General features: G+C 70.5%; 13 protein-coding genes. 2 read left to right on the top strand and 11 right to left on the bottom strand.

The genetic code is table 11. From position 1 onward, the window contains the following. Positions 1–35 precede the first annotated feature (35 nt). The 4 genes from B9S57_RS24915 to B9S57_RS24900 form a co-directional block, all read right to left on the bottom strand. Entirely contained in the window at positions 36–1,040 is a 1,005-nt protein-coding gene (locus B9S57_RS24915) for an IS3 family transposase (RefSeq protein ID WP_258036497.1), read from the bottom strand. 20 nt (positions 1,041–1,060) lie between these two features. Beyond that, complete coding sequence (locus tag B9S57_RS24910) at positions 1,061–1,444, bottom strand: transposase (RefSeq protein ID WP_103517197.1); 384 nt, start codon at positions 1,442–1,444, stop codon at positions 1,061–1,063. An 801-nt stretch (positions 1,445–2,245) separates the two neighbouring features. Next, complete coding sequence (locus B9S57_RS24905) at positions 2,246–2,524, bottom strand: anti-sigma factor (protein WP_103517834.1); 279 nt, start codon at positions 2,522–2,524, stop codon at positions 2,246–2,248. A 41-nt stretch (positions 2,525–2,565) separates the two neighbouring features. After that, a complete protein-coding gene (locus tag B9S57_RS24900) occupies positions 2,566–3,123 on the bottom strand; it encodes an RNA polymerase sigma factor (RefSeq protein ID WP_103517833.1) in 558 nt (185 codons plus the stop codon). A 232-nt stretch (positions 3,124–3,355) separates the two neighbouring features. Here B9S57_RS24900 and B9S57_RS24895 point away from each other — a divergent pair, with 232 nt between their 5' ends. Next, positions 3,356–3,601, top strand: a complete 246-nt coding sequence (locus tag B9S57_RS24895; RefSeq protein WP_258036546.1) for an anti-sigma factor — start codon at positions 3,356–3,358, stop codon at positions 3,599–3,601. 62 nt (positions 3,602–3,663) lie between these two features. Here B9S57_RS24895 and B9S57_RS24890 read toward each other — a convergent pair whose 3' ends face one another. The 5 genes from B9S57_RS24890 to B9S57_RS24870 form a co-directional block, all read right to left on the bottom strand. Beyond that, positions 3,664–4,743: a methyltransferase domain-containing protein gene (locus B9S57_RS24890; RefSeq protein ID WP_103517831.1), complete on the bottom strand. Its 1,080-nt coding sequence runs from the start codon at positions 4,741–4,743 to the stop codon at positions 3,664–3,666. Positions 4,744–4,860: 117 nt separating this feature from the next. Continuing rightward, positions 4,861–5,925: an ABC transporter ATP-binding protein gene (locus tag B9S57_RS24885; RefSeq protein WP_103517830.1), complete on the bottom strand. Its 1,065-nt coding sequence runs from the start codon at positions 5,923–5,925 to the stop codon at positions 4,861–4,863. Positions 5,926–5,930: 5 nt separating this feature from the next. Then, a complete protein-coding gene (locus B9S57_RS24880; protein ID WP_103517829.1) occupies positions 5,931–6,773 on the bottom strand; it encodes an ABC transporter permease in 843 nt (280 codons plus the stop codon). Then, the gene (locus B9S57_RS24875) at positions 6,770–7,639 is read right to left on the bottom strand and encodes an ABC transporter permease (protein ID WP_164493624.1); all 870 of its coding nucleotides are present in this window, start codon (positions 7,637–7,639) and stop codon (positions 6,770–6,772) included. The genes B9S57_RS24880 and B9S57_RS24875 overlap by 4 nt, the downstream gene beginning before the upstream one ends. Continuing rightward, positions 7,636–8,901: an ABC transporter substrate-binding protein gene (locus B9S57_RS24870; RefSeq protein WP_219818587.1), complete on the bottom strand. Its 1,266-nt coding sequence runs from the start codon at positions 8,899–8,901 to the stop codon at positions 7,636–7,638. The genes B9S57_RS24875 and B9S57_RS24870 overlap by 4 nt, the downstream gene beginning before the upstream one ends. 149 nt (positions 8,902–9,050) lie before the next feature. Here B9S57_RS24870 and B9S57_RS24865 point away from each other — a divergent pair, with 149 nt between their 5' ends. Next, positions 9,051–9,668, top strand: coding sequence for a CDP-alcohol phosphatidyltransferase family protein (locus B9S57_RS24865; protein ID WP_103517827.1), 618 nt, complete (start codon positions 9,051–9,053; stop codon positions 9,666–9,668). On the opposite strand, the gene B9S57_RS24860 is transcribed toward B9S57_RS24865, so the two are convergent. After that, positions 9,643–10,392 carry a TVP38/TMEM64 family protein gene (locus B9S57_RS24860; RefSeq protein WP_103517826.1) on the bottom strand — a complete coding sequence of 250 codons (750 nt, stop codon included), beginning with the start codon at positions 10,390–10,392 and terminating at the stop codon, positions 9,643–9,645. The two genes, B9S57_RS24865 and B9S57_RS24860, sit on opposite strands and share 26 nt — an antisense overlap. Beyond that, positions 10,389–11,168, bottom strand: a complete 780-nt coding sequence (locus B9S57_RS24855; protein WP_181011456.1) for a class I SAM-dependent methyltransferase — start codon at positions 11,166–11,168, stop codon at positions 10,389–10,391. The genes B9S57_RS24860 and B9S57_RS24855 overlap by 4 nt, the downstream gene beginning before the upstream one ends. Between the last annotated feature and the right edge of the window lie 103 nt (positions 11,169–11,271).

Raw genomic sequence — 11,271 nt, 5'->3', positions numbered from 1 at the left:
CGGAATATTTCAAGTCCAGTGAGACGGTTGTGGCGCTATGAGGTTTGTGGTGCGGGTTCACGTCGCTTGGCCGGGTCGTTGATCCAGGCGGTCTGGGGTATTGCGGGTGGTCGGGGGCGGCGGCCGAAGCGTTCGGGGTGACGGGCGTAGGCCCCGGTGAGGGTGACGGCCCGCTGGTCGCGGACCTCCTCGGCGGTCCCGAAGTGCACGCTGGCCGGCGTGTGCCAGCCGATGCCCGAGTGCCGGTGCTCGTGGTTGTAGTACGCGATGAAGGCGTCGAACCACTCGCGGGCGTGGGTCAACGAATCGAACCGTTCGGGATAGTCCGACATGTACTTCGTGGTCTTGAACTGGGCCTCGCTGTAGGGGTTGTCGTTGGAGACCTTCGGCCGGGAGTGCGAGCGTGTCACCCCCAGATCGATCAGCATCTGGGAGACCTTCTTGGAGGTCATCGAGGTGCCGCGGTCCGCGTGCACGGTGTCGGGCACGATCCCGTTGCGGGCGATGGTCTCGCGGATCAGCTCCTCGGCCCGTTCGGCTGATTCGGCCCGTTCAACGGTGTGGCCGACGATGTAGCGGCTGAAGATGTCGATGATGACGTAGGCGTGATACCAAACGCCCTTGGCCGGTCCGGCCGCCTTGGTGATGTCCCAGGTGAACACCTGCGACGGGGCGGTGGCCACCAGCTCGGGCACCGCCCTGGCGGGGTGGGTGGCCTGCCGCCGGCGTTCGCCGGACTGGCCCTGCTCGCGCAGGATCCGATACATCGTCGAGACCGAGCAGTGGTAGCGCCCGGCGTCCAGCTCGCGGGCCCAGATCTGGGCGGGCGCCAGTTCGGCGTACTCGTCGCTGTTCATCAACTCCAGTACCGCAGAGCGCTCTTCGGCCGTCAGCGCCGAGGGTTGCACTTGCGGTTTCCTGGGTTTCCGCTGCGGCGGGGGCCGCAGCCTGCGGTAGTGAGTGGCCCGCGACCGGCCGGTCAGCCGGCAGGCGGCGGTAATGCCCAGCTGGTTCTCGACACCCGTGAACGCGGTGTCCACCACCGGGTCGACGACGTGTCTCAGTCCGCGCTCTCGGAGATCATTTCCAAGAGCGCAGAAGCTTTTCCCATCACCTCGAGCGCGGCCTTATTCCGGGCCAGGTCCTTCTCGAGCCGTGCCACCTGCTGCCGCAGCTTCTCGTTCTCCACCTCCGCGGCGGACTTCTTCGCGCGGGCCGGGCTGGTCCGGCGGTCGACCAGGTTTTCCAGGGCCCCTGCATCCCGGGCGGCCCGCCACTCCTTGACATGCGAGTGGTAAAGCCGTTCCCGGCGCAGGACCGCACCCTTCTCGTTCCTGGGCGCCGCGTCGTACTCGGCGACGATCCGCAGCTTGTACTCCGAGGTGAAACTGCGGCGCTTCGGCCTCGGCGCCGGGTCGGACCCGGCCGTTTCGGTGCTGGTCATAAGGGGCGATTCTCCTGTCGTGCCTTCTCAGGCTAACCCGACAGAGCGGGATGTCTCACCCAAGGCTGGCAGAGAGGGTTCCAGGACGACCATGCGCCCTAACCGTTGCCGAGTACGGAGTGCAATCGGTACACGCGTCGGGTAGCGAGACCTACGCATTACGAGACCGAGAGCGTTCATGCCGGGTGGTGCCACGCGGTGCTGTTGGGTGACGTTCATCCTGATCAGACCATGTGCGACAGTCTCCCCCGTGCGGTCTCGTAGTGGCTCGTCCAAAGGCGTCTGTCCACCGGCTGTCCACCGGAGCGCGTCTCCGTGCGGCTGTCAGCGACCATCTGCTTGCGCTGGTGGAGCGGCCGCTACCGATGCAGTGTGCTGTCCGACGCTCTTGTAAGGGTCCCACAACCGCCGCACGCGCTCCAGACGATGGTCGATCGTGCGGCTGGCGTGGGCACCAGTGGGTCACTCCACATGTATGCCCAGTTCGCTGTCGGGACGGCATCGCGGGCGTGGGGCCGTGGTGGCCACTCTGCTGCTCGACTCCGAAGCCCACTCGCTGCTGCGGAGCAGTCACGAGAGCGGAAGGTGGCCGCCTCCTTCATCGGGCGTCGCGATGGCTGCGGCTGAGGCGGTCGCTCGGCTCGGACGAGGGCTTTCGAAAATGCCCCGGCAGGACCCGGAGCCGAGGCAGGTCAGGAGGCAGGTCGGGCACGGCAAGCACCGTGCAGAGGTGCCCAGCCTGCTGACCGATGCCCGTGCCGATGCGGCCGAGGTCGAGCGGCGCTGTCCAGCGTCATCGAGCTAGGCACCGGCCGGGGGCGTGGTGCCGTGTTCGGCGTCGTCGCCCCCGGCCCGCGGATGGCTCAGGAGCGACGCGCCGAAGGCGTGCAAGCGCTCCACCGCCCGGCTGTCGGGCTCTGCCCGGCGCGCGAGAGCGTCGTGGATCTCTTGGTAGACGGATGCTTCGAGGCCGCAGCGGCGGCAGTCCTCCAGGTGCGCGGCGACCCGGCGCGCGGTGATCTCGTTCGTTTCGCCGTCGAGGTAGGACTGCAGCACTCGCGCGACCTGCAGGCAGTTCATTCTGCGCTCGGCCGCTGGACGCCGCCACCATGGACGCTTGTTCACATCACACCTCGCTTCGGTGCCAGTCCTGCTGTGGCCAGTCGCGCCCGTATCCGTTTGCGCGCCCGGTGCAGTCGGCTCATCACGGTGCCTTCGGGCACGTCCAGCAAATGGGCGGCCTCTGCATAGGTGAGGCCGTCGATGTCCACCAGCTGCACCACCTGACGGTGTTTGTCCGGCAGCGCGCACAGGGCCTCGTCCACCACCTCGTCGAACGCCTCACCCACCACGATCTCCTCCGCCGATCCGCTCGGGCCCGTGGAGCTGAGCCGGTCCAGATCGGCGTCCGGATCGTCCAGGAGGTGCGGACGCCGACGGCGGTGCCGGTTGATCTCCGCCCGTCGCATGATGGTCAGCAGCCACGCGCGCGGATGTTTCCCGTCGAAGCCGTCGATGGCCCGGTAGGCGCGCAGCAAGGTGTCCTGCACGAGGTCCTCGGCGTCCGCCGGCTGCGCGGTCAGCGTCATCGCCACCCGCAGCAGCACCTCCACTTCCGGCAGCACATAGGCGGCGAACGCCTGGCCCTGCGGGTCCGCAGGATCCGGTGGCGCTGTCACTTGGTCTTCCACACGGCGGAAACCCCTTCTACCTGGACCCGCATTCCATCTTCTTCCTTCTTCTTGTGGTCTGCGATCCGCTCCGAGGCCGCTGCGGACCGCACGGCCGGGCGAGGAGCCCTGCGCAGGCTGGAATGCCGCGTACGACTGGAGGGGTTTCCGCTGCATGAAAAGGCAGCGCGTTCCCGGGCCAGGGCGAGTGTGGGCCGAGTGCCGGGAGAAGATCCGGCATATGCGGCTGCGCGGCGAGGTGGAGGCGTACGCCGACGGGCAGCTCACCGGTGCGCACCGTATGCAGGTGGCTGCTCACATCGCCTGCTGCTGGGCCTGCAGCGGCAGTCTGCAGCTTCTGCGGCTGATCAAGGCGTCGCTCCGGCACAGTCCCCAGCGGACGCCCCCTTCCCTCGCGTCGGCCCGGGTGCGGCGCTTCGCGCAGGACCTCAGCGCGCCGACGGGCCGGGACCGGCCCAGCGGTTGACGCCCGCCGGTCCCCAGCCCGTCAGACCGCGGGCAGCCCCGGCCCGCCCGCGGTCCGGCTGGTCAGCAGCAGCCGGGCGCGGCGCCCGGGCCCGGCGCGGCTGCTCCCTCTGCGGGGGTGCAGGGGAACAGGCCGAAGTGCTGGCTCTTGTCACCGGTGACGGTGAAGTGGGCGGCGTAGCGGGTGGCGGCAAGCATGTCGGCGGTGTTGCCGCAGACGAGCGCCGGTTTGCCGGTGTGGAAGCGGTGGTGGTCGTCGAGATCGAAGGCGTGCGGGTGCTCGGCGATGGTGCCGTGGTAGACGGCGACCTGGCCGTAGTCCTCGCAGCGGTCCTCCAGCGGGAGCTTGAAGGCGCGGACGGTGCGGGAGGTGAAGGTGGCGAAGCCGATCTTCCGCTCGATGTCCGGGTCACTGATCGTCACCGGGGAGGCAGCCAAGGTACGGGCGTCAGGGCAGCCGGCGCGTTCCAGGGCACGGCGGAAGTCCTCCGTGTACAGGGCGCCTGCGAGGCATTCGCCGACCAGGACCGGGTCGTCGAGCAGTGAGGTGGGCAGGCGCCGGTCGGAGAAGACGTCGGAGAAGTACAGCTCACCGCCGGGTTTGAGGACGCGGAAGATCTCGGACAGGACGCGCGGCTTGTCCGGGGAGAGGTTCACCACGCAGTTGGAGACCACGACGTCCACGGAGGCGTCCGGGATTCCGGCCCCGGCCAGGTCCTCGATGTAGCCGTGCCGGAAGTCGGTGTTGGCGTGGCCGAACCGTTCGGCGTGCCAGTCCTGGTGGCGGCGGGCGACGGCGAGTTGTTCCTCGGTCATGTCGACGCCGATCACACGGCCCGTGGGGCCGACCAGTTGGGAGAGCACGTAGACGTCCCGGCCACTGCCGGAGCCCAGATCGAGCACGGTGGCTCCTTCCAGAGCGGGCGGGATGGGTGAACCGCAGCCGTAGAAGCGCTCCATGACCTCGTCGTGGACCTCGGCGAGCGCCGCGGCGATATGGGGCGGCGGTGCCACGTCCGTACAGCAGGCCGTTGTCTTCAGGTCGGCGGAGGAGGCGAGGACCTTCCCGTAGTAGTCCCTGACCGATTGCGCAACGGACGCCTCGGCTGTCTGCTGGTCTGTGGATACATCGGTCGTCGCCATGTCTCTCCCTGATGAGTGAGTTGCCGTGCGCGAGTCGGCGCTTCGCCGGGCCGCGACGGAAACCCGCTGCGCGGCCGTCGTCATTCCCTCTCTGCCGGAGCACGACCGGAACAGCGCTCAGCCCGCTCGCGGCACCACCCAGCGATGCGCGACGGGCAGGTGCAGCCGGACATGCTCCGACGGGGCAGGTGGCGTGCCGGGCGGAAGAAGTACGTGTACGGGGCCGGCGGCCGTGTCGGCGACGAGAGCGGTGAAGGCGCCTTCCGGGCGCACGCTGTGCACCACGGCGGCCACGGTGTCCGGGCCGGTGCCGAGCTGGACGGCCTCGGGGCGGATCACCAGGTGACCGGGGCCGCGGTGGGCGACGGCGTCGGGCAGGTCCAGTTCTCCCAGAGGACATGCAAAACGTCCATGCGGCGTGACGTGACCGGGGAGCGCGGTGGGGCAGCCGAGGAAGCGGGCCACGGCCAGGGAGGCCGGGCGGGCATAGAGGTCGGCGGGCTGAGCTTGCTGAAGGAGACCGCCCCGGTCGAGCAGGGCGACGGTGTCGGCGACGGCAGCGGCCTCCGTCTGGTCGTGGGTGACCAGCACGGTGGTCACCGCGAGTTCTCGCTGGACCGTGGTGAGCAGGTCGCGCATGGTGTGCCGCAGGCTCGGGTCAAGGGCGCTGAACGGTTCGTCGAGGAGCAGCACGGCCGGTTCGGCGGCCAGTGCCCGGGCGAGGGCGACGCGCTGGGCCTGGCCCCCGGAGAGCTGGCGGGGGTAGCGGGCTGCGAGTGCGCCGAGGCCAACGCGCTCCAGGTGTGCGAGGGCGCTGGTGCGGGCGTCACGGTTGGAGCGGCCCCGCATGCGGGCGGGGAAGGCCACGTTGTCCAGCGCCGTGCGGTGCGGCAGCAGCATGGGCTGCTGGAAGACCACCGCAGCACCGCGGTGTTCCGGCGGAACCCGGGTCACCTCGGTGCCACGGAGGTAGACGGCGCCCCGGCCGGGCGTGAGGAGCCCGGAGGCGACCTGCACGGTGGTGGTCTTGCCGCAGCCGGAGGGGCCGAGCAGGGCCAGCAGCCGGCCGTCGTCCACATCGAGGTCGAGACCGTCCAGGACGGGCTCGCGGTGCCCCGGATAGGTGACGGTGATCCGCTCCAGACGCAGGCCGGGGGCGGGAGTGGAGGACAAGAAAGGCATGACGGTCAGCGCTCGATTCCCGGTGCGGCGGAGGAAGAGGAAGAAGCAGGGTCGGCGTCGGCCCAGGCTGCCCTGTGACGTCGCAGCAGTGCCGCACCCACGCCGAACAGGAGGACGGGTGGGACGACGGTGAGGATGCCCAGTACGGCGGTCAGGGCCTGGTTCCCGCTGCCCGCGGCCGTGGAGAACAGCAGGAGCGGCAGTGTGGTGACGACCCCGCCCCCGACCAGCACGGTCATCAGGTACTCACTCCAGGAGACCAGGAAGGCCAGGGTCGCCGAAGCCAGCAGGGCCGGGGCGAGTGCGGGCAGAGTGACGTGGCGGAGAACGCCGCTTCGGGACGCGCCGAGGGTGCGGGCGGTCTGCTCCATGCGCACGTCGTAGGTGGCGTAGCCGCCGATCATGACGAGGACGGTGTAGGGCAGGGCGGGCACCAGATGAACGAGCGCGACCCCGGCCGGCTGGTCGGACAGTCCGACCCGGACGAACACTTCCTGGACGCCGACCGCCAGCGCGAACGGGGGCACCAGAACGGGGGCGAGCAGCAGCAGACGCACCAGTCCCGCAGCCGGTGGGCGGTACAGGACCAGGCCCCGCGCGGCCAGCGCTCCGAGCACGGTGGCGGTCACGGCGGTGGTCAGCGCGAGTCCCAGCGAGGTGCCGGTCGCGGCGATCACCTGCTGCTGGGGGGCGGCAGCCTGGTCCCACGCGCGGAGGGAGAAAACTTGGGGGACGAGCGCCGGATACACCCACCGCCCGGCGAAGGCCCAGATCAGCAGGGGCAGCAAGGGCGCCGCGATCCAGAGGGTGAGCATCGCGAATCCGGCGCTGTGCAGGGCCCGCCTCATGGTCCGCTCCTTGCCAGGAGCAGCCGGCGGGAGATCGCCGCGGCGGCGAGGGCCGCGAGGGCGATCACCATGCCGATCACCACCGCGAGGGCCAGGGCGGCGGGCCGGTCGGCGAGTTCCACCGAGCGGTAGAGCTCGACGGCCTCTACGGGCAAGGCGCGCGGGACGGTCGCTCCCAGCAGCGCCGGAGCCTCGTAGGCGGCGAAGGTGAACGCGAAGACCAGCAGGCATGCCTCGGTGAGAGCCGGGGCGAGCAGCGGCAGGGTGACGTGCCTCATCCGCCGCATCCGTCCCGCCCCCAGGGTGCGTACCGCGTTCTCCAGGTCGCGTACGGCGGGTGTGTAGGCGGCCAGCAGCATGATCGTGACGAAGGGGGCCTCTTTCCATACGTAGGTGAGCACAACGGCACTGGGGGTGGAGCCGGCGACGAGCGCGGGGAAGTCCGCGGGCCCGTCGGTCCATCCCGCGGCGTGGGCGAGCCGGGAGATGAGCCCCGACCCGGAGAGCAGCAGTGCGAACCCCGCGGCGGCGAGCAGGTGCGGGACGGCGAGCGTGGCACGGGCGGCTGTCTCCAAGACGGCCCGGCCGCGGCGGGAGCCACTCACCGCACCCACCACGGCCAGTGCCAGCGCAGCGGACACCACGGTGCTCAGCGTCGCGATCTTCAGGCTGAGCAGCAGGGAATCGGCGAAGGCCGGGTCTTGCAGGATCCCCGCATAGGCGGAAAGGCTCCAGCCCCGGCCCAGGCCATCGGCAATGCTGCCGCGGGCTGCGAGCAGCAGGGCAACGCCGGCGAAGGCGACGACGGCCAGAGCCGGAACCGTCAGCAGCAGGCCCCGCCATCGCGTCGGCATCGGTACGGTCACGGGGCGGAAGCGACTTCCTGCTTCCAGCCCTTGTCCAGCGGCCCCACCCAGTCACCGCTCAGTTCGGGGCGGGCGTTTCGCGAGAGTTCCCCGATCGGGAGTGTCGTCTCCGGCGTGGTCAGCGAGGCGAACTTCTGTCGCCACTGCTCGGGCAGCCGTTCCTGGTCCAGCACCGTGTAGGCGCCCCAGCCGCCCGGCCGTGCCTTGGCGTACTGCAGCTCGGGCGAGAGCATCAGGTCGGACAGCACGAGCGCCGCCTCACGGTGGGCGGCGTTCTTGGGCACCGCGAGATAACTGGTGTTGCCCAGGGTCCCGTCCTCGGGCACGAACACCCGTGTGCTCGGCGGGAACTGGCCCTTGTCGACGAGGGCCGGGACCTCTGCGGGGCCATAGGTCATCGTCATGTCGACCTCGCCGTTGGCGAAGAGGTCGTTCAGTGCCGCCTGGTCCTTCGGGTAGGTGGCACCCTGCCGCCACAGGGCGGGCTTCAGCTCGTTCAGGCCCTTCCACAGGCCGGGGGCGACGGTTTCGTACGCCTTCTTGCTGTAGGCAGGGGGGACGGGCTCATCCTGGGCGCGGGCGAGGAGGATCTGCCGTACGAAGGCCGAGCCGGTGAAGTCGGGCGGTGCCGGGTAGGTGAAACGACCGGGGTTCTGCTTGATCCACTCGGTCAGGGCGGCCGTGGTCCGGGGCGGATCGGCGAGCTTGGCCGAGTCGTAGACGAACGCGAACTGGGCCCGGCTCCAGGGCGTTTCGCAGTCGTCGACCGGGGTGCCGAAGTCCTGGGTGAGGGTGGGATCGGTACTGTCCAGATACTTCTGGTTCGGCATCAGGCCGGTGTATCCGCACAGCCACAGGTCCGCCTCCTTTCCGGTGCGGAAGTTCTCTCCGTTGACCCACAACAGGTCCACCGCACCGCCGCTGTCCTTGCCGGCCCGCTGGTCGCCGAGGATCTTCTGCACGGCGTCCTGGGTGTCGGCGACGGGGACGCGCTTGACCGTGATGCCCAGCTTCTTCGCCGCCGGGGCGACTTCGTCGTCGATGTAGGAGTTGGCGCCTTTGTCACCGCCGTACATGAACAGGTTGATGCTCTGGCCTTTCGCGTCGGTGCGCAGCTGGGCCCAGTCCTTCGCGGGCGGCTCGGCCCCCGTGGTGCCGGGGCTGGAGCAGGCGGCCGTCAGCAGCCCGGCCACGGCGGCCCCTGCGGCCAGAACTGTGGCTCTTTTGACGCGCCGCCCGCTGTGCCGCATCCGTATCCGCATGTGCGCTGCCCCTCCGGCTGGTCCTTCGTAGTTTCCCGCGCGACGATCCTGCGAACATCCGTTGCGCGGAAACGGAACACGGTCGGGTGCTCGCAGGCTTCCCTTTGTGTTCGCCGGCGCGGTGCCGGTGTGGCGGAAGGAGACAAGCGATGCTGGACGTGCGGGCGAGGGCGGCACTGAGCGGTCCGTTGGACCGTGCTGCCGCGATGCTGGACCGCCCCGCTGTCACGCCCAATCGTCTGACTGCGCTCGGCATGCTGACGGGTCTTGCCTCGGCCGGTTCCGCAGCGGTCGGCTGGTGGCCGGCCGCGGTGGTGCTGTGGCTGCTGTCCCGGCTCGCCGACGGTCTGGACGGGCCGCTGGCCCGTCGCCGGGGCACGGCGGACCGCAGTGGAGCGGGGGGATTCCTCGACATCTGTGCCGACTTCCTGGTCTACGGAGCGTTCGTCGTCGGCGTCGCCGTCGGCGTGGGCGGTCCGGCACTGCCGTTCCTGCTCGTCCTGCTCGCCTACTACGTCAACGGCACTGTCTTCCTGGCCTTCTCCTCCATTGCCGAACGCACCGGGCGCCGCGGTGACGGCCGTCTGTCAGGAGGCCGGTCGCTGAACTTTCTGGGCGGCCTGGCCGAAGGCGGCGAGACCATCGCCGTGCACACGCTGTGGTGCCTGCTGCCCGGCTTCGCCGACACCATCGCCTGGGTCTGGGCCGCGGTGGTCGCCGTCACCGCGGCCCACCGCGTCGTCACCGGCTATCGGCAGCTGCGCTGACCTCTGCGCCGCGGGAGCGGAGCAGACGTGCAGCCCACCAGCCGCCCGCGCTCAGCACGAGCAGAGCGCCCAGCGCGATCCACAGCCCGGGAGAGCCGGGGTCGCCCAGGGAGCCGCCGAGCCCGGTGTAGACGACGGTGCCCGGGATGATGCCCAGGGCTGTGGCCGCGACGTAGGAGGAGAAGCGGACACCGGCCACCCCGGCTCCGTAGTTGATCACCGAGAAGGGAAACAGCGGCACCAGCCGCACGAGGAAGACGGCAACAAAGCCCCGGTGCGTCAGAAAGGCATCCAGCCGGGCCAGCCGCCCCGAACCCGCGTACCGGGCGACCACCGGACGCCCCAGCCAGCGCGCCAGGCCGAAGGAGAGAGCCGCGCCCGCCGTCGCGCCCACGAGCACCGCGCCGGCCCCCACCGGAAGCCCGAACAGCACGCCGGCCGAGGCGGTCAGTACGGAGCCGGGCAGCAGGGCCGTCACGGCCAGGGCGTAGATGACCGCGAAGACGACCGGCCCCCACATCCCGAGCGAGTCAACCCACTGGCGCACATCACGCAACAGGTCTCCGCCCCCCAGCGCCACCCAGGAGCCGAGCGCCAGGAGCAGAGCCACGAGGAAGGCCAGCCGTATCCACGCCGCACGTCCCGGCCGCCGCCCCTCCTCGTCCGCGTCCGTGACGGGCGGTGGGAGCTCGGTCGCGGGCAGACCGGTTGCCGGGCGGTTCATGGTGTCTCCTGTGACGGCTGGTCGTTAGGAAGTTCGGCCACGACGCGACGCAGTGGCAGTTCCAGACGCCGCCCTGGGGCCGCCCATCTCGCGAGGGAGCGCTTGGCGGCCTGAGCCCGGTGGGTGGTGAGGCCGGGCAGGTAGAGGGCATCTGCCAGCAGGGCCGCCGCGTCGGCCGAGTCGATGGCGAGGGTGAAGACGTGTCGCTCGTCGCTGCGGACGCGGAACCCGGCCGCGCGCAGAAGGGAGGCCAGTTGGTCGCGGGCCTGCGGGTTGGGCCACGGCTGCCGCACGGCGCGCAGGGCCGCCATCACCCGGACCCAGCCCAGCATGCCCGACGGGGAGAGCCCGGACTGGGAGGGCACCAGCGCCGCAAGCGTCCCGCCAGGCCGCAACACACGCCGGATCTCTCCCAACGTCTGCGGCAGGGGCGTGACCACCGGCAGGCACATAGCCGCGCAGACCGCCCCCACGCTCGCCGAGGCAGCCGGGAGCGCGTCCGCTGCGGCCCGCACCAACGGCCCACGACCCCGTCGGGCCGCCTCGGCCAGTTCCGCGACCGAAAGGTCGACCCCGACCCAGTCGGCGTCCGGCAGCTCCTGACGGGTGGGTGCCGAACCGCAGGCCAGGTCGAGCACCGAGCCCTCGACAGCCCGCAGCGGTTCGGCCAGCCAGGCGTAGGGGGAGGTGTCGGCCAAGGAGAACAGTTGCTCGGTGATGCCGGCGTGCTCCTGGTGGTATGCGGTGATGAAGCGCTGCCAGTCCGGTTCGTCCATCCAGCTCTCGCCCCTCCTGTGACCCATGGAGGCGGCTCGCGCCCCCTGTGCTTGCCCCTCGGGAACCCTGCCGGGCTGGTCACGCATTCCGTTTCGGACACGC

This window comes from Streptomyces sp. SM10 (assembly GCF_002910915.1).
Lineage (GTDB): Bacteria > Actinomycetota > Actinomycetes > Streptomycetales > Streptomycetaceae > Streptomyces.
This window is presented reverse-complemented; position numbering and strand designations above follow the sequence as displayed.